We start from the raw sequence: 24,390 nt of genomic DNA on the forward strand, positions 1-24,390 counted from the left end.
TGGGCGTCTCCTTCGGGAGGCGCCCACTTTTATGTATCTATCGGTCTGCGTGCTAGCGGATGGCGCGGGCCGCCTTCACCAGCTCAGCGCAGCGCTCACCGATCATCATTGTGGTGATGTTCGGGTTGACGGTGACGAGCTCCGGCATCACCGAGGCATCGGCGACGCGAAGACCGGTGACACCCTTCACGCGCAGTTCCGGGTCGAGTGGCGAGTACATGTCGTCGATCGCGCCCATGCGCACGGTTCCGGCCGGGTGGTAAACGGTGTTGTGGGTCTTCTCGATGTAGGAGGTGATCTCGGCATCTGTTTGTACGTCGATGCCGGGGTACAGCTCTTCACCCGCCCAGTCGGCCATGGCCGGCTGCCCGACGATCACGCGGGCCTTGCGGATACCGGCGATCATCACGCGCATGTCGTGCGGGTCGGTGAAGTAGCGTGGGTCCACCTTGGGCTTGTCGCGGTAGTCGCTGCTGCGCAGCGTCACCGTGCCGCGTGACCGGGCGTGGGTCACGTTCGGAGTCAGGCAGAATCCGTTTTCCGTGGTCGGGTACCCCTGGCGCGCGGTGTGCATGTCGAACGGTACGGATCCGTAGTGGAACATGAGGTCGGGACGGTCGAGGCCGTCCTCGGTCGTGGTGAAGATGCCGGCTTCCCACCACTGGGTGGAGGTGTCAGTCATTGGCTGTTTGGCCTCCCACTGAATGACGCCTTCGGGGTGGTCCTGCAGGTTCTCGCCGACGCCGGGGGAGTCCGCGATTACCTCGATGCCGAACGAGGCGAGCTGCTCCGCCGGACCGACACCGGAGAGCATGAGCAGCTTCGGTGAATCTATGGCGCCGGCCGAGAGGATGACCTCGGCGCGTGCAGTCAGGCGGTGCGTCTTGCCAAAGGCGGCGTCGACGACATCAACGCCGGTGCAGCGTTTGTTCTCGTCGAAGATGAGCTTGCGAGCACGCCGATCGGTGAGCAGCGTGAAATTGGGGCGCTCCACGATCGGGTGGATGTAGGAGACCGAGGACGATGCCCGCGTGCCGTCAGCCTGACGGTTTATCTGGAAGAAGTTCGCACCGTTGATCACGGTCGTGCCCGCATTGAACACGGTGCGCGGAATACCGGCCTGCTCGCAGGCATCCAGCAGGGCGACCCCGCACGGATCGTTGGCCGGCACATTCATCAGGTGCACGGGGCCATCCTGGCCGTGGTGCGGAGCTTGGTCTTCATTGGTCTCCAGCTTGGTGAACAGCGGGAAGGTGTTGGCGGCCTCCCAACCGGTCGCGCCGTGCTTGCCGGCCCAGTCGTCGAGGTCTTCCGCGGGAGCCCAGAAGGCGATGCAGGAGTTGTGGCTCGAGCAGCCGCCCATGATTTTCGCGCGAGCGTGCCGCATGAAAGAGTTGCCGTGTTCCTGCGGTTCGATGGGGTAGTCCCAGTCGTAGCCGCTCTCGAGCAATTCCATCCAGCGGTCGAGCTGGAGAATGGCGTCGATCCCGCGGTCGTCCGGACCGGCCTCCACGAGGGCGACCTCAACGGTCGGGTCCTCCGAGAGCCGTGCGGCAACGGCGGCCCCCGCCGATCCGCCCCCGATGACGATGTAGTCGAATTCGGTGGGAGTAGCTGGTGTTGCAGTGGTCAATTGATTCCTAACCTGGGTGATCCTGTCATACCGGTGAGCGGATGCCCGCTAGCGCCGCTGAAACCAGCCCGTCACGGCTGGTGCCGTGTTCTGGTAGATGTGCTTGGTCTCCTGGTACTCGCCGAGGCCCATCGGACCGAGTTCGCGGCCCACGCCCGACTGGCCGTAGCCGCCCCATTCCGCTTGTGGCAGGTAGGGGTGGAAGTCGTTGATCCAGACGGTCCCGTGGCGCAGTGCCTTGGCCACGCGCTGGGCCTTGCCGGCGTCCTGGGTCCAGACTGCGCCGGCCAGGCCGTACACGGTGTCGTTGGCGATGCGCACGGCTTCGGCTTCGGTCTCGAAGGTTTCAATCGTCACCACCGGGCCGAACGCTTCGTCAATCACGACGGACATGCCACTCGATACCTGGTCGAGAATGGTCGGCGTGTAGTAGTAGCCGTGTGCGAGGTCGCCCTCGCCCCAGGTTCCGCCGGCGCGCAGGCGTGCGCCCTCGGCGATGCCCTTCGCCACGTAGGCGGTGACCTTGTCGCGGTGGGCTGCGCTAATCAGCGGCCCCGTTTCGGACTCTGGATCAAACGGTCCGCCGAGACGAATCTGGTTCGCGCGGCGCACCAGCTCGTCGACGAACTTCTCCGCGACGGATGCTTCCACCACGATGCGCGCGCCCGCCGAGCAGACCTGCCCCGAGTGCACAAACGCGCCGTTGAGCGCATTGTCCAGCGCCGCGTCGAAGTCGGCGTCGGCAAAGATCACGTTGGGATTTTTACCGCCGAGTTCGAGGGCGACCTTCTTGACCGTTCCAGCGGCGGCCGCGGCGATCTTTCTGCCGGTTTCGAGTCCGCCGGTGAATGAAATGAGGTCGACATCGGGGTGGCTGGAGAGCGGCGCCCCGGCCACGGCGCCCGCGCCGAGCACGAGGTTGGCCACGCCGGACGGTAGGCCGAGGTCGTCGAGCAAGATCATCATGAGCATGCTGGTGTGCGGGGTCAGCTCGCTCGGCTTGAGCACGAAGCTGTTGCCGGCGGCAAGGGCCGGCGCGATCTTCCACGCGGCCTGCAGCAGCGGATAGTTCCACGGTGCGATCAGGCCGCAGACGCCGACGGGTTCGTGCACGATGCGGCTGACGACGTTCTCGTCGCCGGCATCGACGATGCGTCCGCTGTCCTGCCCGGCGAGCTTGCCGAAGTAGGCGAAGCAGTTCGCGATGTCGTCCATGTCGATCTCGCTCTCGACCAGGCGTTTGCCGGTGTCGAGGGTTTCGGCGCGGGCGAACTCTGCCCGACGTACGCGCAGTTCGGCGGCGACACGCAGCAGAAAGTCGCCGCGTTCCGGCGCCGGAACCCCGCTCCAGACGTGGCTGTCGAAAGCGGTGCGGGCGGAGCGAATGGCGGCGTGGACATCCGCTGTGGTCGCCTCACTGACCGTACCGACCACGCTCTGGTCGGCCGGGCAGCGAATCTCGCGGGTGCCGGCGTCGCTCGCGGGCACCCAGGCGCCGTTGATGAATAGGGTGGCCGGCACAGCAGAATCGTTCAGAGTGTTCATTGTTTGACCTCGTCCGATTCGAAATCGGCTTCCCAATTGTCTTTAGCCACCTGGTCCTCGGCGAGGGCGGTGTTTCCCGGCTCTGCCCGGTTGAGGTGCAGAAAGTCGAGGTGCGTTTCGTAATGGTCGAGCACGTCGGTGATGACCTGCTCCTTGCTGTAACCCATGAGGTCGTAGCCGTGGCTGCCCTCGAGGGAGAAGACCTCCATGCGGTAGTACTTTCCGCTCGCGCTGGCCGCCCGTACGGCGTAGGTCGGGGTCTCGAGCTGCACTGGGTAGATCTGGTATTTGAACCCGCGCTCGTCGCCCATGGACACGTTCAGGTCGAGGTGCGGTAGCTGCAGGCCGTCGACGACGCCCTGCGACAGGGTCACCTCGGCGCCCTGCGTCACGAGTTCGTCGCGCACTTCCTGCAGGGCGGGCAGTGCCACGCCCGACAGGAAGCGTTCGGCTTGGCGCGGGCCGGGGTAGCTCATCGCGCGGCTCAGCCGCTGGCGCCAGTTACGCGCGCGGGCCGGGTCGGTACTGCGGCCGGACAGCAGTCCGGGCAGGCTCGCGCGGTAACTGTCGGTGAGAGATTGCTCGAGCCGCAGCGCCCGATACAGCCCCAGCATGACGAGCAGCAGCACCGCCGAGAACGGCAGCCCCATGATGATGGTGGCATTCTGCAGGGTTGGGATGCCGCCGACCAGCAGCATTGCCATTGTCAGCACGCCGGTGGTCACCGCCCAGAAGATGCGCAGCCACTTGGGACCGTCGGATTCGGAATCTTTGAGGTGCGAGGTGAAGTTCGCCATCACAAGGGCACCGGAGTCGGCGCTCGTGACGTAGAACAGCAAACCCGTGAACGTGGCGATCGCGGCCGTTGCGGGGGCGTACGGGAATTCGGCCAGCAGCGAGTAGAAGGCGCGCTCCGGTGAATTCATCGCCACCTCGCCAAAGCCGGCGTCTCCGCCGATGACGATTGCGAGGGCGCTGTTGCCGAAAACGGCGATCCAGAGCAGGATGAACGCGAACGGAACGATCATGGTGCCGGCGACGAACTCGCGGATGGTGCGGCCGCGGCTGATGCGGGCCAGGAACAGGCCTACAAACGGTGCCCAGGCGATCCACCACGCCCAGAAGAACAGGGTCCACCAGTTGAGCCACTCGTCGGGGCGGTTGTAAGCGAAGGTGTTGAGGGTCATCGCCGGGAACCGGCTGAGGGTGTCGCCGATGTTCAGAATGATGGCGTCGAGCAGAAAGCTCGTGTTGCCGGCGATAAGAATGAATAGCATGAGACCAACGCTGAGCAGGACGTTGAGTTCCGACAGGCGTCGGATGCCCTTCTCGACCCCGGAGACGACGGAAATCGTCGCCATAACCACGCTCAGGGCAATGAGTGAGCCCTGCACCAGAATGGTCTCCGGCGTTCCGAACATGAAGGTCAGGCCGTAGTTGAGCTGGGCGACGCCGATGCCGAGGCTCGTCGCGATGCCGAAGATGGTTCCGAGAATTGCGGCGATGTCGACCACGTCACCGATCGGGCCGTGAATCTTTTTGCCGAAAATCGGGTACAGCGCCGAACGGATGCTCAGCGGCAGGTTCTGCCGATAGGCGAAGTAGCCGAGGGCCAGGCCCATCAGGGCGTAGAGCGCCCAGCCGGTGATGCCGTAGTGGAACAGCGTCCAGACCATGGCCTGACGTGCGGCCTCGACGGAACTGCCGTCGCCGGTGGGCGGGGCGAGGTACTGCGTGACCGGCTCGGAGACCGAGAAGAACATCAGGTCGATGCCGATTCCTGCGGCGAACAGCATGGCCGTCCAGGTGAACAGGCTGAACTGCGGGCGTGAGTGGTCGGGACCGAGCCGGGTTTTACCGACCCGGGAGAGGGCGACGACGATGACGAAGACCAGAACGACGGTGACGATCAGGAAGTAGTACCAGCCGAGGTTGACCGACACCCAGCCGACGACGGCGGCGATAACGTCGCTCGCGTTGGTGGGGGCGAGGATCGCCCACAGTGCGATGGCGATGATGCCGGACGCTGATCCGAAGAAAACCGTCTTATTGACCCGGGTTTTGTTTTCCGGGGGTAGGTCGGGGGGGCCGGTCGATGGTACGGCGGCATGAATGGGGGCAGGGAGAGTCATCTCATCCTTGGTGCTTGGTGTGATGTCTCGATGGTGCCAGCCGCATGTGTGCGTGTCGGCTGTCCGAGTGGCCGCGGTGGCGGCGCTTGTGAGCGTCTGTCAGTGTAGCACCGAGAATCCCCGTATTTCCGAGAATACTCGAGGCTCGGCGGGGTGAGATGGTGTTATATCGCGTGTGACAGCGCACGCGGATGAACGCCGCCTACCGCCGAAAGCACCCGCCTACCCGCCTAGCGCGCGAACAGACGGGTGTTCGCCTGCTCGGTCTCGGCGTACTGCTGCCCGGCGACGCTCAGGGCCTGGTTGAGCAGAGTCAGGCTCTCTTCCAGCTGCTGGTGCATGCCGCGCCATTCGGCGAATGCCCCCTGGAAGGCCGCGGAAGCCTGGCCGGTCCAGAACCCTTCCAGGCTGGTCAGCTGGGCGTTGAGGTCGCCGACATCTGCCTGCACGCGCGCAATGGTGCCACGGGCGGTACTCGCCGTGCTCTGTACCGCATCGCTGTCGACCTGGAAGCTTGTCATGGTGTGCCCTTCTCCTACATAACAGTGGTTGGTGACTGTGAGCGTAGAAGGTAGGCGAGCGGCATCCGCTCTTCGAAACGGATCTGTGCGCGCATGCCGCCGCTGATGACCTGTGGAGGATGCGGCGAAATCCCTACGGAATGACGGGCTGCGCGTGCTGCGGGGCGCTCGGTGTGCCGGCGAGCGGGAGTGAAACGCGGAAAGTCGCGCCTCCGCCCGGGGTTTCGACGACGTCGACCGTGCCGTTGTGGCTCGCGACGATTGCGGCGACGATAGCCAGCCCGAGCCCGCTGCCGCCGGTTTCACGGGCGCGAGAAGAGTCGGCGCGCCAGAAACGCTGAAAGATTTTCTCTCGAATCTGCGGCGGAATACCTTCACCGTGGTCGATCACGGCGATCGATGCCCGCTGGTTGTGCGAATCCACCTTGACTTCGAGTTCGATCGGGCTGTCAGTGGTGGTGAAGCGCATCGCGTTGCCCATGAGGTTGGTGATGACCTGGCGAATCTTATTCTCTTCAGCCATGACGATCGGCGGTAGTTGCGTATCCACAGGCAGCGCGGTCAGGTCGGCGTCGGGCATAACGGGGCTTCCCCGACGGGGCTTGCGGGTGCGCAGTCGGGCCAGGGTGGCTCCGGCAAAGGCGATCGCTCCGGTTGGCGTGCCGGTTCCCGACGGCCGGGTGATGGTGCCTGTGGTGACGCTCTCCGACGAGTCATGCCCGACTGGAAGAATTTCACCCGAGTCCCCGTCAAGAGTCACGTCGAGGTCGTCGCCGCGCGGCCCAACCGGCGGCGGGGGAGTGAGAACGGTGACCTGGCGGCCGGGGGAACTGGCCATGGTGTCGAGCGCGGCATCGCGGGCCAGTGGAACGAGATCCACCGGGGTTAAAGCGAGCGGCTTGGTTTCATCGAGACGGGCTAGTTCGAGCAGATCCTCGACCAGGCCGCCCATGCGAATGGCCTCTTTTTCGATGCGTTCCATGGCCTGGGCAACATCTTCGGGCGTCTGCAGCGCGCCCATGCGGTATAGCTCGGCGTAGCCACGAACGGAGACGAGGGGTGTGCGCAATTCGTGGCTCGCATCGCCGACGAAACGGCGCATCTGGTCGATGGTGCGGGCGCGGTCCTTGAAAGCACGGTCGATGCGGCTGAGCATTATGTTGAGCGAACGGTTGAGGCGACCGACCTCGGTGTTCGGGGTGGCACCACCGAGGCGCTGACTGAAGTCACCGTCGGCGATGGCCGCTGCGGTCTGCTCTGCCTCACGCAGCGGCACGAAGGTGGTCGTGACGAGCACCCGGGTGAGCATGGCCCCGATCAAGACAACGCCAGCGCCGAAGCCGAGAAAGATCGTGAGGTAGGTAGCCATGGTGTTCTCGGTCGGCCGCAGCGACACCGCCATGACGAGGGTGCCATAGGTGCCGGTGGGGCTGATCACGACGGGAACCATGATCGCGTGAAACTCGGTGTCATGGGCAGCGTCCCACAGGGTTTGGATCTGCCCGTCGAGCTGAGAGACCCGTTTCAGGTCGAGCGGCATGCCCACGACCGGCAGTTCGGCGTGGTCGCGTTCTTGCCAGGTACGCGTGATCAGGGTGCCGTCCTGGTCGTAGAGTGCCACGAAGTAGTCCGATGCGACGCCCTCGGTGTCTCCCTGCGAGAACACGCTCGACGAATAGCCGCTGAGCGCGGTTTGCGTGTCGACCTGAAGCTGTGTATCAACCTGCGTCACCACGTACTGCTTCAGCATTGCCATGGTGCCGATGCCTGAAACAAGCAGGCCGAGCGTGAGCATCAGCACCGTGACGCCGGTGATTTTGGAACGGAGGGAGATGCTGCTCCACCGTCTCGACAGGGTTTCGTGCATGGGACTTCAGCCTACGAAAGTTCTCTGGGACTAAGCCTTGGCAGCCTTGAGCATGTAGCCGAAGCCACGCTTGGTCTGAATGAGTGGTTCGCTCGAGTGCACATCGACCTTGCGGCGCAAGTAGGAAATGTAGCTCTCCACAATTCCGGCGTCACCGTTGAAGTCGTACTCCCAGACATGGTCCAGAATCTGCGCCTTGGACAGCACGCGGTTGGGATTGAGCATGAGGTAGCGCAGCAGCTTGAACTCGGTAGGACTCAGTTCGATGGCTTCCGTGCCGACGAGAACCTCGTGGGTGTCCTGATCCATGGTGAGCTCGCCAGCACGGATCACGGCGTCTTCGTCAGCGTGCATGGTGCGACGCAGGATCGCCTTGATGCGGGCGACGATCTCGTCGAGGCTGAATGGCTTGGTCACGTAGTCGTCACCGCCGACGGTGAGGCCGGTTATCTTGTCTTCGGTGTCGTCCTTGGCGGTCAGGAAAAGGATCGGGGCGGTATAACCGGCCGAACGCAGGCGTTTCGTTACCCCGAAGCCGTTCATGTCCGGCAGCATGACGTCGAGAATGATGAGGTCCGGTTCTTCCTCGAGTACGGCGGAGATGGCCTGTGCGCCATTGCCAACAGCGCGCACGGCGAAACCGGCGAAGCGGAGGCTGGTGGTGAGGAGATCGCGGATATTGGGTTCGTCATCGACGATAAGTATGCGGGGGCCATCAGTCATGTCCCCAGTATCTGCGCGTTAGCTGGAGCTTTGCTGATAGTGAACGGTGTGTGTGGAGATGGGTGGCAGATATCCGTTGCGGGACGCGGATTACCGACATGATGGTCATGGACGATCGATTCGCTTCACAGGTGAGGACCGCTATGAACCGCACGACCCCCGAAACAGCACTGACGTTGCCTCGAATAGATGCCCCGCGCCGGGTGATCGGCGGCCGCACCTTCAACTTTGATCGAGAGGTGGCTGTGATGGCCATCGTCAATCGCACGCCGGACTCGTTCTATGACCAAGGCGCAACGTTCGCGCTCGACGCATCCGTTGTGGCGGCGCATCGGGCAATTGCCGATGGGGCCGACTGGATCGACATCGGCGGTGCTAAATTCGCGCCCGGGCCGGCAGTGCCCATCGAGCAGGAGATCGACCGTGTAGTGCCGGTGGTCGAGGCGCTGCGCGGCTCGGGCGTGGTTATCTCGGTCGATACCTTTCACCCCGCAGTGGCCGCCGCGAGCATCGCCGCCGGCGCGCACGTGATCAACGACACTACCGGCGTACACGATCCGGCGATGGCCGAGATCGTCGCGGACAGCGACGCCACACTCGTGATAACCCATAGCCTGGCTGCGCCGCGTAGGCCCCACCCGGCGCCGCACTATGACGACGTCGTCGCCGATGTCAGCGAGTTTCTGCTAGCCCGGGTCGACCGGGCTATGGGACGCGGCGTTTTGCGAGAGCGAATCATCATTGACCCGGGCCACGACCTCAACAAGACCACCCGACACTCGCTCGAGCTGACCCGGCGGCTCGGCGAGATCACGGCACTCGGCCTGCCGACTCTGGTCGCCGTGTCTAACAAGGATTTCGTGGGGGAGAGCCTGGACCGGCCACGCGGCGAACGCGTGGAGGGTTCTCTGGCCGCCATGACGGTGTGCATTCTGCAGGGTGCGCGCATCGTGCGCATGCACAACGTGCGGGCCGCCGTCGACGCCGTGCGCATGACCGAGGCCATCCTCGGGTTTCGTGAGCCCGCCTACGAGCGCCACAACCTCGCCTGATGCGGGCCGAACTGCCACCTCAGGCCGAACTGATCGAGCACTACCGAGTGGCCACCCGATCGGTGCCGCGGGTACGCGTCAACTTCATCGCCAGCCTCGATGGTGCTGCAACGCATGAGGGGCTCAGCGGCGGCCTGAACAACTCCGACGACAAGATCGTCTTCGACACCCTGCGGCTGCTCACCGATGTCATTCTGGTCGGTGCCGGAACGGTGCGCGCCGAGGGCTACGGCGGCATTCTGCTGCCAGCGGATGACGCGACCTGGCGCGTGCAGGCCGGCCTGGCCGCCCAGCCCCGCGTCGCAATCGTGTCGGGTCGGCTGGATCTTGACCCCGAGCATCCGGTGTTCACGAATGCGGCGACCCGACCAATTGTGCTGACCCATGCCGCAGCGCCGACCGACCGGCGGGCGGCGCTCGCCTCGCGCGCTGATGTGGTCGACTGCGGCGAGGACAGGGTTGACCCGCGACGCATGGTGGCGGAGCTCGCCGAGCGCGGTCTGCCCCAGATTCTCTGCGAGGGCGGTCCGCACCTATTCGGAGACCTCGTGGCGGCGGACCGGGTCGACGAGCTCTGCTTGAGCCTCGCCCCGGTGCTCGAGGGGGGCTCTGCCGGGCGCATCGCGGTCGGCACAAGCGCGGCGACCCGCGCTATGGAGTTGTTGCACGTGTTGCGCGCCGGCGACATGCTGTTCCTGCGGTATGCCCGCCGACAATCCTGAGAGGGCGGGCAACACGCGCTGGGCCCACCTTCTGTTCCGGGGCCCAGTTTATAAGCTGTGCCGGGGGACGGGGCCCGGGCCCCGTCCATAGTGACACGGGTCAGGTGACACGGGTCAGGCGACCAGGGTCTGGGCGGTGAGGCTCTGCGCGTCGAGGATCGTGTAGCTGTAGCCCTGTTCGGCGAGAAAACGCTGGCGGTTCTGCGCGAAGTCCTGGTCGACGGTGTCGCGGGCGACGAGCGTGTAGAAGTTCGCCGACAGGCCGGATTCCTTCGGGCGCAGCAGTCGGCCGAGGCGCTGGGCCTCTTCCTGGCGGGAGCCGAACGAACCAGACACCTGGATGGCCACGGTCGCCTCGGGCAGGTCGACCGAGAAGTTCGCGACCTTCGACACCACGAGTACCTTCACCTCGCCCACGCGGAACGCCTGATATAACCGTTCGCGTTCGTCGATCGGGGTGGCACCGGTGAGCTGGGGGGCATGCAAGACCTCGGCGAGTTCATCGATCTGGTCGAGGTATTGGCCGATCACGAGGATGCGTTCGCCCTCGTGCTTCTTGATCAGCGCCTGCACCACGCCGAGCTTGGCCGGCGCGGTCGCGGCCATGCGGTAGCGCTCATCGTCCGCTGCGGCGGCATAGCTGAGTCGCTCGGACTGCGGCAGGTCGATGCGTACCTCGTAGCAGTTGGCCGGGGAGATGAAGCCCTGGGCCTCGATCTCCTTCCATGGGGCGTCGAACCGCTTCGGGCCGATCAGGCTGAACACGTCGCCCTCGCGGCCGTCCTCGCGCACCAGGGTGGCGGTGAGGCCGAGGCGGCGTCGCGCTTGCAATTCGGCGGTGAGCTTGAACACGGGAGCGGGCAACAGGTGTACCTCGTCATAGATCACCAGGCCCCAGTCCATGGCGTCGAGCAGCTCAAGGTGGGCGTACTCGCCCTTGCGCTTCGCCGTGAGAATTTGGTACGTCGCGATGGTCACCGGTTTGACCTCTTTTACCTGTCCGGAGTATTCGCCGATCTCCTCTGGTGTCAGCGTCGTGCGCTTGAGCAGTTCGTCGCGCCACTGGCGGGCCGATACGGTGTTGGTCACCAGAATGAGCGTGTTGGTCTTCGCGGTGGCCATGGCCCCGGCGCCGACGAGGGTCTTGCCAGCGCCACAGGGCAACACGACGACGCCGCTGCCGCCGTCAAAGAAGCTCGCTACGGCCTTGTTCTGATAGTCACGTAGCGACCAGCCGTCTTCCTTCAGCGCAATATCGTGCGGGGTGCCTGGTGTGTACCCGGCAAGGTCCTCGGCGGGCCACCCGAGCTTCACCAGTTCCTGCTTGAGCTGCCCGCGAGCCCAGGCTTCGACGAGATACGTTTCCGGAGAAGGATGCCCGATCAACAGGGGCGCAATGCGCTTCGCCCCTGCGATCTCGGTGAGAACGGCTTGGTCACTGCTGTGCAGCACGAGGGAACCCTCGGGGTCACGTTCAATGACGAGTCGCCCGTAGCGGCCGACCGTCTCGGTGATATCCACGCTGACCGTCTGAGGTATTGCGAATTTCGAATACTTCTCGAGCGTCGCGAGCATGTCGGACGCATCGTGCCCCGCCGCCCGGGCATTCCACAGGCCCAGCCGCGTGATGCGGTAGGTGTGGATGTGCTCGGGGGCGCGTTCGAGCTCTGCGAAAACGGCGAGGTCGTGACGAGCATCCTCGGCAAGAGGATGGGCAACTTCGAGCAACACCGTGCGGTCACTTTGCACAATCAGGGGGCCATCAGACATAACCCCTAATTCTACGCCCGTTCGGCAGTTTTTACGGTACCGGCCGCTGCCGCGCACAAGCGGTCACGGGGCCGGGGTGATGCTGAGGATGCTCTTGAGTGGCAGGGTGCGCTCGATGTCGGCTCGCCGGTCGCGGGCTCGGAAGCGTCCGTTGCTGACGCTGGCCGGTTCGAGCAGGTAGTCCACCACCGCGCCGCCGGGCATTGCGATACTGACCAGGATGGTCTGCTTCGCTTTGATGGCGGTGTCGAGCTGGCGGGCAAGCCAGGCATCCGCTACTGAAACGCCACTTTCCGCGCGAAGCCGCAGCTTCTCGACCAGGTTGCGGGTGGTGTCAACCGTTGGTGTCAGCGTGACACGGGCGATCTGGTGTCGACGCAAGTGCACGATCTCACCCAGGTCGTCTTCGGCAGCGACGGGATAACGTGCGTCACTCAGCGCCCAAAACACGGCGTCACCGGCGAAGCGGCTGAGCAGGTGTTCGCTGTCGCCGGCGCGCACGAGTGCGAGCGGCGCCAGAGTCTGGTCGACGGCGATAGTGCCGAGCAGCGCGGCATCAGCTGAGCAGACGTAACTGAGAAAAACGGTGTCATTACCGGGTGGGGCGATCGGGGCGTTCGGCCCGTCGGTGAGACGTCCCACTCGCACCCGACCGTACCGCGAAGCCGATTCGTTGATGAGGTAATCGACCGGCTGCGGGATGCCGGTTAGTGAGATCGACGCCAGAAAAGCGAGCAGCGAGTCTGCATTCTCGCCCGCGGCCAGGGCGCGATTGACGGATGCCGCAGTGATGCGATAACTCGACGCAAGTTCTCGACTTTCCACGTCGGCCATCCCGCGCAGCCGGGAGTCGATCGACGGTGCAAGTGGGCCGGGCGCGACGATCGAGAGGTCGTGCTGCAGATACACCGCGCCGACTTCAGCCGGCAGCGCGCCCGCCATGATATCGACGGCTACCTCGAGGTCACCACGCAGCACGTTGGCGCCGGCCGTGCTGGTGGTGTCGTTTGCAGTGATACCGAGCAACTCGGCGTCGCGGGCGAACTCGGTTAGCTGGGAGAGCATCCACTCGCCGCCGGCCGGATAGAGCCAGGCGATAAACGCGGTCAGTCCGTCACCCCAGGGCAGCCCGGCCTGGCGCGGAAGAATGTCGGCCACGGTCGGCGGGAGCGCCGCCAACCAGGCCACGGCCAAGGCCGCCCAACGGCTGGTCGTGTGTTCGAGCAGCCAGGCCTCGCCGGCCTCGGTTTCCATCCAATAACCGTCGGATTGGGCGAGCAGGTCGGCCCGGGAGGCCAAGGCCAGGATCGGGGCAACCAGATCGACGTCGACCGTCATAACGGCGGCGAGGCGCTTGGTGTCGGGCAGGCCGAGCCCACCCCGACTGAGCTGCCGGGCGGGCTCGCGGCACAACTCGTTGACCAGCTCGGCGATCGACGACACCATCCCGAAGGCGCGTTCAGCGGCCAGCTGGTCGATGAACGCAATCTCGGTGTCGGGCACGGCGGCGAGGGTGACCGGGGGCGCAGTGACGGCGAGGTCGGCGGTACCCGGTAGACCCTGCGCCGGCCAGTGCGCCAGATGAGCCGAGACGGCGTCGTATGGAATGCAACATCCGTCGTTTCGTTCGGCCAAGAGCACGGCGTGCAGGCTGTCGACCCGGCGGGCCACATCGGCCAGCGTGACCTCGGTCGAGCCGAGTTCAAACAGTCGATTCGTCACCGCGACCAGCGTCGGGACGGAATTGCTGCTGGTGAGTTGTCCGGCCACGGCCAGAACGGCAAGGGTCGAGCGGTCCAGGTGGCTGAGGGCCAGTTGCACATTGCCTGCATCAAGCAGGGCTTCGGCCAGATCGAAGAAGTCGTGGATGCCGTTCGCAGAAACGCCGCGCACCTTGATGACGTGCCGCAGCTCAGCATCGGGCAGGACCCGAAGTCTCGATGCGAGGCCGAGCATTACTCGCGGTCTCGTCGAGCTGCGCGACTGCGACGAACTCCAGCAGAGATGATGAGCACGATGATGAGAACGAAACCGATGGGCAGGCCGTAGAGCGGCAGGATGAAGATCGGCGGCCAGAAGCCGCGGCTGAACCCGTCATTTTGACCGACGCCCATCGCGGTCGCGATGATCACCGCAAGGAACGCGAGAATCGACAGCCCCACCACGCTCGCCACCATGTAAGCGAGCACACGTTCAAGCCGGCTGACGGCTTGCGGAGTTTGATTGGTCACAGCCTAAGGATACGGGCACGCGGGTGCCGCAACCGAATATGCTGGGTTTACATCCCGCACTATATTGTGCGCCCAAAACTCAAGTGAGGTTCAGATGCCCACCGGCAAGGTCAAGTTTTACGACGAGGAGAAAGGCTTTGGCTTCATTACATCCGATGACGGTCAGGAGGTCTTTCTCCACGCTTCCGCTTTGCCGTCCGGCGTAACCATCAAGGCCGGTGCGAAGCTCGAATTCGGTATCGCCGACGGCAAACGCGGCGCCCAGGCGCTGTCGGTGCGCGTGATCGAAGCTCCTCTGAGCCTGTCTAAATTCAACCGTAAGCCAGCCGACGATATGTCGATCATCGTTGAAGATTTGGTGAAGCTGCTCGACGGTATCGGCACAAATCTCAAGCGCGGTCGGTACCCCGAATCAAGCCACAGTAAGAAGATCGCGGCGATGCTGCGCAAGGTCGCCGAGGAACTGGATGCCTGAGGTCACCGACTCGCAGCCGACCGAGGCGCAGGAGACCGACGCACAGCCGACGAAATCGGACAAGCAGACCGATGCCACCCTGCTCGCGGCCGTTGCACTGGCGCGCACGGCGCTGCTGGAAATCACGACGGACGACACGATCGGCGAGGTCATCGGCCACATCGACGAAGGCGACCTCGTAGTGTCGCTGCTGTTCGACTGCCTGCTGACCGGCTATCCGGGCTGGCGCTGGACCGTGAGTCTTGCGCGGGTCGACGAGAATTCCGAGCCGAAGGTTCTTGAAACCGAGCTCACGCCCGGCGATGACTCGCTGCTCGCGCCCGGGTGGGTGCCGTGGTCGGATCGTCTCGTCGATGACGACATTGCAGCGGATGACGATGACGATGACGACGACGACGACGACGATGATGATGACGATGACGATGATGACGACGCTGATGACGATGACGATGACGACGCCGACGCCGACGCCGACGCCGACGATGACGGGTCAGACGAGCATCCAGTCGACGACGCAGATGTGGTCGACGATGAAGCGGATGACTCCCTCGATGCTCTGGACGGCATCGACTTCAACGAAGCGCTAGCGGCGGCGGAACTGAACCCAGGCGAGTCCAACGAGGCCGAGGCCGACGCCGATCACAGTGCACCACAGCCACCAACCCGTTCCCGGCGCGCTCGCCGCCCCTGACTGTGAGGCGCCCGGCGCCGCTTCTTCAAAGAAGAGGGCGGCGCCGAGTGCGACCAGCCAGAGCAGGGTGCCGAATATCAGTGCCGTGCGGGCATCCGTTCGTGCGGGCAGCGGATCGGGCCGGCGTTCGCTGTCTTTCAACCACAGGCGCATCGTCCGATCCTTTCATTGCGTTTCGTACAGCTAATTTCAGAGGTGTGCCACGACGTGCTCGATGGATGCCACGAGCTTCTTGACGTCTTCAGGGTCGATGGCAGTGAAGGTCGCGATGCGCAGTTGGTTGCGGCCGAGCTTGCGGTACGGCTCGGTGTCGACGATGCCATTGGCGCGCAGGGTTTTGCTGATCGATGAGGCGTCGATGGCGTCGTCGAAGTCGATCGTCACGACGACCTGTGAACGGTGCGTCGGGTCGGCCACGAATGGGGTCGCATAGTCGACGCCCGCCGCCCAGTCATAGAGAACGGATGACGACTCCCTCGTTCGCAATGACGCCCACTTCAGGCCGCCGTTCTGGTTGATCCAGTCGATCTGGTTCTCCATCAGCAGGAGAGTGCTGAGAGCCGGCGTGTTCAGCGTCTGGTTCAGGCGCGAGTTGTCCACGGCATTCTTGAGGCTGAGGAACTCGGGAATGTACCGGCCGCTCGCTGCGATGCGTTCGACCCGTTCGAGGGCCGCCGGTGAGAACAGAGCGAGCCACAGGCCGCCGTCCGAAGCGAGGTTTTTCTGCGGCGCGAAGTAATAGACATCCGCCTGGCTCGCGTCGAAGTCGATGCCGGCGGCTGCGCTGGTGGCGTCGATGACGGTGAGCGCGCCCGCGTCACCGTTGACCCGGGTGACCGGGGCCATGACGCCCGTTGAGGTCTCATTCTGGGGCCAGGCGTAGACGTCGATGCCCTCACGCACCACGAAATCGCTGCGTGAGCCGGTGTCGGCCTTGATCACGTCGGGAGCTGCAAGCCAGGGGGCAGCCGCCGCCTTGGCGAACTTGCCGCCGAACTCGCCAAAGACCAGGTTTTGCGCGCGGTTTTCGATAAGGGAAAAGGCTGCGGCGTCCCAGAATGCGGTCGAGCCGCCGTTGCCGAGCACGACTTCGTAGCCGTCGGGAATGCGAAACAGTTCACCCAAGCCGGCGCGCACGCGGCCGACGAGGTCTTTCACGGGTGCCTGGCGGTGCGATGTGCCGAGTGCTCCGGTGCCGAATCCGAGAAGATGGTCGAGCTGTTCGCGCCGGATTTTCGATGGGCCGCAGCCGAATCGTCCGTCGAGGGGGAGCAGATCGGTGGGTATCAGTAGGTCGGCCATAGGGCGATTCTAGTTGCCCTGCTACGGGCGGGTAGGCTTGGGACGCTGTGCGGGCCACTGCCGAGGCCGCCAACTGAGCGCCGTTCTATCACTCGATGAGCGGTGCGCGCACGAGCCGAATGAAGGGCTTCGGATGAGCGATCTGATCGACACCACCGAAATGTATCTCCGCACGATCCTCGACCTGGAGGAAGAACAGATCGTGCCCCTGCGGGCCCGTATCTCCGAACGACTCGGACACTCCGGCCCGACCGTCTCGCAGACCGTCGCGCGGATGGAACGTGATGGCCTCGTCATCGTGTCCGGGGATCGGCACCTGGAACTCACCCCGACCGGACGCAGCAAGGCCGTGCACGTAATGCGCAAGCATCGCCTGGCCGAACGCCTGCTCAGCGACGTGATCGGACTCGAGTGGGAGTTCGTGCACGACGAAGCCTGCCGCTGGGAACACGTGATGAGCGAACAGGTCGAACGCAAGATTTTGGAGATGCTCGGTCACCCGACCGAATCTCCCTACGGCAATCCGATTCCGGGGCTTGACGAGCTCGGTGATTCGCCGGCAGTCGCCTTCATGGCGGGCGTGACCAACGTGGTGTCGGTGGTGGCGAGTTCGACCGTGCCGGTAACCGCAGTCATCCGCCGTCTCGGTGAACCGGTGCAGTTCGACCCCGACCTGCTCCTGCAGCTCAAACAGAGCGGCGTCATGCCCGGCGCGACCGGGGTGTTTTCGGCCGCCGGATCGTACGTTCTAGTTCAAGTCGAAGGTTTCGGTGCCGGTTTGGAGCTCCCCAATGAGGTAGCCGGGCACATTTTCGTTACGACACCGACCGGCCACAGCCCGGTCGCTCACTGAAATTGCACCGGGTTCGCAGCGCTGTGAACCGAGCCAGTCGTCTCGACCTGCTCGCCGGTTCGTTACCAATCCGTTAGAAATGCGCCGCTTCAGGGTGACAAATGCGCGTCGCTCTTGTAGCCTCGGGGGGTCCCACAGACCATGAATGGTCGAAGGACTCTGGTCAAGACGCCTGCTTACCCCGTCTCTTGATTTATGAATACACCCGCGATTAGCGAAGTGGACGGGACGACAACCTGGTGTTGTCGAGGCGCCGGAGGTTAACACTTTGGCTGCATTAGGAACGAGACGGTCCCGTCGCGGGCTGAGCCGAACAGCGGATTCTCTGGAAAAAGTGGAATCGTCGGTACGCCCCAACGGTGCCCTACCTCGAGCGGCCCCGAAGAAGCGACGTGGCGGTATCGCCAATATCGTCGTCATGACCCTTGCCACCGGACTCGTTGCCACCATGGCGCTACCGGCATATGCCTTTGCTCCCGGCTCGAAAGACGTCTCCTTCAAGGCCACCGAGTCCACGGAGATGTCCAAGACACAGGCGCAGGCCGTTGAAGTCGATGCTCAGGCGGCAACCGTGAGCGTCGCTCGCGAAGGGTTCACTGCTACCACGCCCGAAGAGCTTGCTGCCGCCGCCGCTGCAACCGTCGCTGCCGCCGCCGCGGAAACCCGTCGTGTTGAGGTCGCCGCGCAGATGACCACGTATGCAGCGAGCTATTCCGGTCCGAGTGTTGCTGACTTCCTGGCAAACCCGACGTACCCGAATTTCGACCTCGCATCCGTTTTCAATGTTGCCTCGCAGTACCAGGGCACGCCGTACGTCTATGGCGGCGCCACACCGGCCGGGTTCGACTGCTCCGGCTTCATTATGTACGTTTACGCGCAGTTCGGGATCAGCCTGCCGCACTCCTCTGTTGGCCAGGGAGCGGCCGGAACGAAGATCTCGATCGAGGACGCCGTGCCAGGCGATCTGGTGATCATGGACGGTCACGATGGTTTCTATGCGGGCAACGGAAACATCCTGCACGCGCCGTATACCGGCCAGTCCGTGCGGATTCAGCCCATCTGGACCAGCGACTACTACATCGTGCGAATCGGCATCTAATTCGCCCCTTCCAGTGAACACTGGGTTACAGCTCACACAAATGGCGCATACAGGTTCACCTGTTGCGCCATTTGTGGGTTAACCTAGTGCCCTGATGTAGTTTGTAGGTTCAAAAGGAGAGCCAATGCATGAGCGACGCACTATCCACACCATGGATGTGCGCGGTCGTGAGTGCTTTCGGCATAGTTGTCAGAGCGAGAAGAGCTGTGTGAGCAGCCAGAAGGCGTTGTCATTGTGACGGCGCCTTTTTTTGTACTCTTTTTCGCCCCGTCGTGCTCCTGTTCTTTACGCATCGGATGTAGTTCGAATGGCTGGAAGCCGTCCAGTCTCCTTCGAAAGGAAGCGCATGCGCACACTGGTACTCAATGCGGGCTACGAGCCCCTCGCCGTCGTCTCTTTCAAACGAGCGCTCATTCTGGTGATGAACCAGAAAGCGACGATCGTGCAGTCCGATCAGGGACACCCCGTTTTCGCGACCTCGGGCTCGTGGGATCGCCCGAGCGTCATTCTGCTCACGCGGTACGTGCGCATCCCCATGTCGCGCCTGGTTCCGGTCAGTCGCCGCGGAGTCTTACGCCGTGACGAGCATCGCTGCTGCTACTGCGGCAAGTCGGCTGCCACGATCGACCACGTGTTACCGCGTTCGCGCGGTGGCCGTGATACCTGGGACAACCTCGCCGCGTGTTGCCTGCGGTGCAATAACCTCAAGAGCGACCACACCCCGGCCGAAATGGGCTGGAAGCTGCGCTTCACCCCACGGATGCCGCAGGGCACGACCTGGATTGTCCGGGGAGTCGAGCGCCCCGAGCAGGAATGGGACGCCTATCTGGCCCCGGCCGCCTAGGACCACGCTCTGCCGTGCGGCCAACAGAAGTGTCGACATCGACGGCACGATCACGAGCGTATTGACGGGGCAGAGCTTGCCCCGCGACAACGCGGGTGGCGCGCTCGACTATGCGGACTGATCGGCTAAACTTGCCAGGCCTGCCTCTGTAGCTCAGTGGAAGAGCAATTCCGTCCTAAGGAAATGGCCGGGGGTTCGAATCCCTCCAGGGGCACCAGAGAACAACCAGAAGTGCGGTTTGACAACGGATTTGTATCTCAATTTCATAGGCGTCCCCGGTGGCAGAAAGATCCGACAAGGGCCGGTCCCAAACCTGCGGAGCGCATAATGTCGGCATGAACAAACACTGGACGCCGCTCGCTCTCGTCTACCTCGGACTGAGTCTCGCCGGGCTCGCTGGGACCTGGACCTACAACGTTGTCGCGATCGTGCAGATGCGCGACTTCATCGTCGACTGGGTGGGCAGCGGACCGGCGGTCTCGTCGCTCACCGTTGACTTGCTCATCGCAGCGGTGGCCGGGAGCATCCTGATCATCGTCGAGGCGCGACGGCTCGGCATGAAGCGGGGCTGGCTGTACGTCGCCCTTTCGGGAGTCACCGCCTTCGCCTTCACGTTCCCGCTGTTCCTCGCGATGCGCGAGCGCGCTCTGGAAGCGGCACGAGCGAAGGCGCTGGATTAACCGGACTGCCGGATATTCGTTTCGGCTCGTGATGGTCCTGGTTCTAGTCGGCCAGGACCATCGATCCCAGGCTGCTCAGCGAGAAGACCTCACAGGGGAACTCGTGCACTGGCGTCTACTTCCAGATGCTCGTGATGGGGGCGGCGGCAACGCCGAGCGGCGACAAGCCAAAGACCGCCTCGATCGTAAGCAGCACCCGCGCGTTCCGAGAGAGTTCTAGACTGTTACTTTCGCGGCGTGCCGTACAAGTGCCACGACCTGAACGAGGAGTCGTGTGAGCGAGCACCAGTACAGCCCAGCTGGCGACAGTGGGCACACCCAGGCTGTGCTCGTGGCGGGCCACCGGGCAAAGCCCGCCCGCACCCTGGTCGACATTCTTTCGCAGACCGCGGCGAAGCATCCCGATGCCCTGGCCCTGGAAGACGCGGTCGGAACCATCAGCTATCGCGGCATGCTGCAGCGCGTGCAGGCCCAGGCGAACGCGCTGAGCCTGGCCGGAGTGCGCCGAGGGGACACCGTGGGCATTCGCATTGCCTCTGGTACGCGCGACCTGTATGTGTCGATTCTGGCCACGTTGTTCGTGGGGGCCGCCTACGTTCCAGTCGACGCCGACGACCCGGAAGAACGCGCACGGCTGGTCTTTGCCGAGGCCCACGTGGTCGGCATCATCGGGGAGAGCAGTTTTTTTGCGCCGCGTGCGGGCCTCGACCTGCAGTCGCTCCGGGGGCGCCCCGTGCCGCCGCACGACGACCCGGCATTGGTCTTTCCGAATGGCAGCATTCCCACGCCCGGCGATGACGCATGGATCATCTTCACCTCCGGCTCGACGGGCTTACCCAAGGGCGTTGCGGTCACGCATCGTTCAGCGGCCGCCTTCGTAGACGCCGAGGCCGGACTGTTTCTGCGCGATGAGCCGATTGGCACCAGCGATCGGGTTCTGGCCGGCCTGTCCGTGGCCTTCGACGCGAGCTGTGAAGAGATGTGGCTGGCCTGGCGCAACGGCGCCTGCCTGGTGCCAGCTCCGCGCTCCCTGGTGCGCAGCGGTGCCGACCTTGGTCCCTGGCTGATCGCCCACGGCATCACCGTCGTCTCGACCGTGCCAACCCTCGCCGCACTCTGGCCGGAAGAATCGCTCGAGGCAGTGCGGCTGCTGATCTTCGGCGGCGAGGCCTGCCCGCCCGAACTGGTCGCCCGCATCAATGCCCGCGGCCGGGAAGTGTGGAACACCTACGGCCCCACCGAAGCGACCGTCGTGGCCTGCGGCGCACTCGTCGACGGTGTCGGTGAGATGCGCATTGGCCTGCCGCTCGACGGCTGGGACCTCGCCGTCGTCGACGCTCACGGCAACCGGGTCGCCGAGGGAGAGACCGGCGAGCTCATCATCGGCGGCGTGGGTCTGGCCCGTTACCTCGACGCCGAGAAAGACGCCGAGAAATATGCTCCGCACGACGAGCTCGGCTGGCACCGCGCCTACCGTAGCGGCGACCTCGTGCGTTTCGACCGGGCCGGTCTGGTCTTCGCCGGCCGCGCCGACGACCAGGTGAAACTCGGCGGGCGACGTATCGAACTCGGCGAAGTGGATGCCGCCCTGGGCGCCCTCGACGGAGTGGCCGGCGGTGCCGCCGTGGTGCAGACCACCCCTGCCGGTAACCACGTTCTGGTCGGCTACATCGCCCTTGCGACTGCCGGAACACCATTCGACCGGCAGGCCGCAATTGCCAGGCTGCGGGAAGAACTGCCCGCCGCGCTCGTGCCGCTGCTCGCCATCGTCGATGCGCTACCCACCCGCACCTCGGGCAAGGTCGACCGGGCGGCATTGCCGTGGCCATTGCCCGCCTCGCAGCCCGGGTCGGACGACGATGCGGGGGTGCTGTCACCGACGGCGGCGTGGCTGGCGGAGGCATGGGCATCGATTTTAGGGGTGCCGGTGACCGGGCCCGACGATGATTTCTTCGCCCAGGGCGGCGGCTCGCTCTCGGCCGCCCAATTCGTGTCGGCCGTGCGAGCCCGCCACCCCGAAACCACCGTCGCCGATTTGTACGACCACCCGCGGATCGGGTCGCTCGCCGAGGAACTCGACGCCCGCACCCCCGCGACACCGCCGGCAGTGCGGCAGGTGCTGCCCACTCCGGCTCGCAGTCAGTTAGCACAGACGGTGCTCGGCATTCCGCTGCACGTGCTGAGCGGCGCCCGCTGGCTGGTTTACCTCGCCATCGCCAACAATCTGCTCAGCCTGGCCGGCGCAACCTTCGGCCCGACCCTGTCGTGGTGGTGGGTGGCGCTCGGATTTGTGCTGTTCGTGACCCCGCCCGGCAAAATGCTCATCGCCGTCGTGGCGGCCCGACTGTTGCTGCACGACGTGATGCCTGGCAACTATCCGCGGGGCGGGTCCGTGCACTTGCGGCTATGGCTGGCCGAGCAGATCGCGCTGCTCGTCGACGCGGCGAGCCTCGCCGGGGCGCCCTGGATCAGTTACTACGCGCGGGCGCTCGGCGCTGAGATCAATTCCGACGTCGACCTGCACTCGTTGCCCCCGGTTACCGGGCTGCTCACCATCGGCGCTCAGGCCTCGATCGAACCGGAGGTCGACCTGGCCGGGCACTGGATCGACGGGGACGTGCTGCGCATCGGCCATGTGCATGTCGGTGCCGATGCCCGGATCGGCTCCCGCAGCACCCTACTCGGGGGCGCCCACGTTGGCAACGGCGCCGAGATTGAACCCGGTTCCGTGGTCTCGTCGCGTGTACCAGCCGGAGAGCGGTGGGCCGGTTCCCCTGCTCACCGCGTGGGGTCGGGCCGCCGCCCGTGGCCGGCCGAACGTCCACCGCGGGCCAGTCGCTGGCTCGGCGCCTTCGCGGCCGGATCGGTGGCGATGACCGCCATCCCCACGATCGCAATCGTGCTCGGCGTGCTCATCGTCGGCGCCGCTGTCGGCAACGCCGATAACCTCGGCGTTGCCGTGCTGCGCGCGGCCCTGATCATGCCGGTAGCCGTCATTGTCGGCGGGCTCGCCTACGCGCTTTTGGTGATTGCCTTCGTGCGCGGGCTCGGCGTGGGCCTGCGGGAGGGCTACTATCCGGTGCGCAGCCGCATCGGCTGGCAGGTCTGGATGACCGAACGTATCCTCGACGGCGCCCGCACCGTGTTGTTTCCGGTCTACGCGAGCCTGCTCACGCCCACCTGGCTGCGACTGCTCGGGGCTAAAGTCGGTGCCGATGTCGAGGCATCAACCGTGTTGCTGCTGCCGTCACTGACGACCATCGCGCCAGCCGCATTCCTCGCCGACGACACCATGGTTGCCTGCTACGAACTTGGCGGCGGCTGGATGCGCATCGGGCCCGCCAAGGTAGGCCGCCGGGCCTTCCTCGGCAACAGCGGCATGGCCGGCCCCGGCCGCACCGTGCCGCGCAACGGGCTCGTCGCGGTGCTTTCGTCGACGCCTCGCAAGGCCAAACGCGGCTCGAGCTGGCTCGGCAACCCGCCAGCCCGCCTGCGCCGCAGACAAACGGATGCCGACGACTCGCGAACCTTCCACCCTCCCGTTCGCCTGAAAATAGCCCGGTCGCTGTGGGAACTACTGCGCATCGTGGCCGGCTTCACCACCGCGTGGATCGCGCTTCTGGTGCTCGCACTGCTGGACCTGCTGTGGCTGCAGCTCGGCCTCGGCGCGGCGATCGGCCTCTCGGGTGTGGTCATGCTCACGGCCGGTGCGGTGGCCGCCGGCGTTACGACGGTGGTCAAGTGGACGCTGGTCGGGCGCATCGACGCCTCGGAGCATCCGCTCTGGTCCTCGTTCATCTGGCGCAACGAGGTCTCAGACAGCTTCGTCGAGATGGTTGCCCGACCCTGGTTCGCGGAGAAAGCCTCAGGCACGCCGGCGCTCGCCGTGTGGCTGCGCACCCTCGGCGCCACCGTGGGAAAGGGCGTCTGGTGCGAAACGTACTGGCTGCCCGAAGCTGACCTGGTGCGGTTGGGCGCCGGAAGCACGGTGAACCGCGGCTGTGTCGTGCAGACCCACCTGTTTCACGATCGCATCATGCAGCTCGACGCGGTCGTGCTCGCCGAGGGCGCCACGCTCGGCCCGAACGGAGTCATCCTGCCGGCGGCGTCCATCGATGCCGGGGCGACGGTTGGGCCCGGCTCTCTCGTGATGCGCGGCGAACGGGTGCCGCCCGGTTCGCTCTGGTCGGGCAACCCGATCACGCCGTGGCACCAGCCGCCATGGGATCGTTGAGCAAGGAATAGTAAGA

Annotated in this window: 19 protein-coding genes and 1 tRNA gene; 10 read left to right on the forward strand and 10 right to left on the reverse strand. The window is 64.8% G+C overall.

Going from position 1 to position 24,390, the window contains the following annotated elements:
- Positions 1 to 52: 52 nt before the first annotated feature.
- From E3T38_RS06170 to E3T38_RS06195, 6 genes are all read right to left on the reverse strand, one after another.
- The gene (locus E3T38_RS06170; RefSeq protein ID WP_134547135.1) at positions 53 to 1,633 is read right to left on the reverse strand and encodes a GMC family oxidoreductase; all 1,581 of its coding nucleotides are present in this window, start codon (positions 1,631 to 1,633) and stop codon (positions 53 to 55) included.
- 48 nt (positions 1,634 to 1,681) lie between these two features.
- The gene (locus E3T38_RS06175) at positions 1,682 to 3,178 is read right to left on the reverse strand and encodes an aldehyde dehydrogenase family protein (protein WP_134547137.1); all 1,497 of its coding nucleotides are present in this window, start codon (positions 3,176 to 3,178) and stop codon (positions 1,682 to 1,684) included.
- Positions 3,175 to 5,310 (reverse strand): choline BCCT transporter BetT, encoded by a 2,136-nt coding sequence (betT, locus tag E3T38_RS06180; RefSeq protein ID WP_134547139.1) that lies wholly within the window; start codon positions 5,308 to 5,310, stop codon positions 3,175 to 3,177. The genes E3T38_RS06175 and betT overlap by 4 nt, the downstream gene beginning before the upstream one ends.
- Positions 5,311 to 5,540: 230 nt before the next feature.
- On the reverse strand, positions 5,541 to 5,831 hold the full coding sequence (locus E3T38_RS06185) for a WXG100 family type VII secretion target (protein ID WP_104199907.1): 291 nt from the start codon (positions 5,829 to 5,831) through the stop codon (positions 5,541 to 5,543).
- Positions 5,832 to 5,964: 133 nt separating this feature from the next.
- Positions 5,965 to 7,698: a HAMP domain-containing sensor histidine kinase gene (locus tag E3T38_RS06190; RefSeq protein WP_134547141.1), complete on the reverse strand. Its 1,734-nt coding sequence runs from the start codon at positions 7,696 to 7,698 to the stop codon at positions 5,965 to 5,967.
- 30 nt (positions 7,699 to 7,728) lie between these two features.
- Entirely contained in the window at positions 7,729 to 8,421 is a 693-nt protein-coding gene (locus E3T38_RS06195; RefSeq protein ID WP_092112483.1) for a response regulator transcription factor, read from the reverse strand.
- 143 nt (positions 8,422 to 8,564) lie between these two features.
- On the opposite strand from E3T38_RS06195, the gene folP reads away from it, so the two are divergent.
- Complete coding sequence (gene folP, locus E3T38_RS06200) at positions 8,565 to 9,473, forward strand: dihydropteroate synthase (protein WP_134547143.1); 909 nt, start codon at positions 8,565 to 8,567, stop codon at positions 9,471 to 9,473.
- A complete protein-coding gene (locus E3T38_RS06205; RefSeq protein WP_134547145.1) occupies positions 9,473 to 10,195 on the forward strand; it encodes a pyrimidine reductase family protein in 723 nt (240 codons plus the stop codon). The genes folP and E3T38_RS06205 overlap by 1 nt, the downstream gene beginning before the upstream one ends.
- 114 nt (positions 10,196 to 10,309) lie before the next feature.
- Here the strand turns inward: E3T38_RS06205 and E3T38_RS06210 are convergent, their stop codons facing one another.
- From E3T38_RS06210 to E3T38_RS06220, 3 genes are all read right to left on the reverse strand, one after another.
- The gene (locus E3T38_RS06210) at positions 10,310 to 11,965 is read right to left on the reverse strand and encodes a DNA repair helicase XPB (RefSeq protein ID WP_134547147.1); all 1,656 of its coding nucleotides are present in this window, start codon (positions 11,963 to 11,965) and stop codon (positions 10,310 to 10,312) included.
- 63 nt (positions 11,966 to 12,028) lie between these two features.
- Positions 12,029 to 13,921, reverse strand: coding sequence for a helicase-associated domain-containing protein (locus E3T38_RS06215; RefSeq protein WP_134547149.1), 1,893 nt, complete (start codon positions 13,919 to 13,921; stop codon positions 12,029 to 12,031).
- Positions 13,921 to 14,196 carry a hypothetical protein gene (locus tag E3T38_RS06220; RefSeq protein ID WP_241984325.1) on the reverse strand — a complete coding sequence of 92 codons (276 nt, stop codon included), beginning with the start codon at positions 14,194 to 14,196 and terminating at the stop codon, positions 13,921 to 13,923. The genes E3T38_RS06215 and E3T38_RS06220 overlap by 1 nt, the downstream gene beginning before the upstream one ends.
- 94 nt (positions 14,197 to 14,290) lie before the next feature.
- On the opposite strand from E3T38_RS06220, the gene E3T38_RS06225 reads away from it, so the two are divergent.
- The gene (locus E3T38_RS06225; RefSeq protein ID WP_104196470.1) at positions 14,291 to 14,671 is read left to right on the forward strand and encodes a cold-shock protein; all 381 of its coding nucleotides are present in this window, start codon (positions 14,291 to 14,293) and stop codon (positions 14,669 to 14,671) included.
- Complete coding sequence (locus E3T38_RS06230; RefSeq protein ID WP_134547151.1) at positions 14,664 to 15,362, forward strand: DUF3027 domain-containing protein; 699 nt, start codon at positions 14,664 to 14,666, stop codon at positions 15,360 to 15,362. Before E3T38_RS06225 ends, E3T38_RS06230 begins: the two co-directional genes overlap by 8 nt.
- A 189-nt stretch (positions 15,363 to 15,551) precedes the next feature.
- Here the strand turns inward: E3T38_RS06230 and serC are convergent, their stop codons facing one another.
- Positions 15,552 to 16,664 (reverse strand): phosphoserine transaminase, encoded by a 1,113-nt coding sequence (gene serC / locus E3T38_RS06240; RefSeq protein WP_134547155.1) that lies wholly within the window; start codon positions 16,662 to 16,664, stop codon positions 15,552 to 15,554.
- A gap of 133 nt (positions 16,665 to 16,797) precedes the next feature.
- On the opposite strand from serC, the gene E3T38_RS06245 reads away from it, so the two are divergent.
- From E3T38_RS06245 to E3T38_RS06270, 6 genes are all read left to right on the forward strand, one after another.
- A complete protein-coding gene (locus E3T38_RS06245) occupies positions 16,798 to 17,517 on the forward strand; it encodes a metal-dependent transcriptional regulator (protein ID WP_134547157.1) in 720 nt (239 codons plus the stop codon).
- A 418-nt stretch (positions 17,518 to 17,935) separates the two neighbouring features.
- Positions 17,936 to 18,616 (forward strand): C40 family peptidase, encoded by a 681-nt coding sequence (locus E3T38_RS06250; protein ID WP_104199955.1) that lies wholly within the window; start codon positions 17,936 to 17,938, stop codon positions 18,614 to 18,616.
- 346 nt (positions 18,617 to 18,962) lie between these two features.
- Positions 18,963 to 19,460, forward strand: coding sequence for an HNH endonuclease (locus tag E3T38_RS06255; protein ID WP_104127589.1), 498 nt, complete (start codon positions 18,963 to 18,965; stop codon positions 19,458 to 19,460).
- Between the two features lie 142 nt (positions 19,461 to 19,602).
- Positions 19,603 to 19,677: transfer RNA gene (locus E3T38_RS06260), tRNA-Arg, on the forward strand.
- A gap of 118 nt (positions 19,678 to 19,795) precedes the next feature.
- Positions 19,796 to 20,140 (forward strand): DUF2834 domain-containing protein, encoded by a 345-nt coding sequence (locus tag E3T38_RS06265; protein ID WP_134547159.1) that lies wholly within the window; start codon positions 19,796 to 19,798, stop codon positions 20,138 to 20,140.
- A 274-nt stretch (positions 20,141 to 20,414) separates the two neighbouring features.
- Positions 20,415 to 24,374 (forward strand): Pls/PosA family non-ribosomal peptide synthetase, encoded by a 3,960-nt coding sequence (locus tag E3T38_RS06270; protein WP_134547161.1) that lies wholly within the window; start codon positions 20,415 to 20,417, stop codon positions 24,372 to 24,374.
- Positions 24,375 to 24,390 lie beyond the last annotated feature (16 nt).

Origin of the sequence: Cryobacterium sp. Hb1, assembly GCF_004403585.1 — a bacterium.
Taxonomy (GTDB): domain Bacteria; phylum Actinomycetota; class Actinomycetes; order Actinomycetales; family Microbacteriaceae; genus Cryobacterium; species Cryobacterium lyxosi.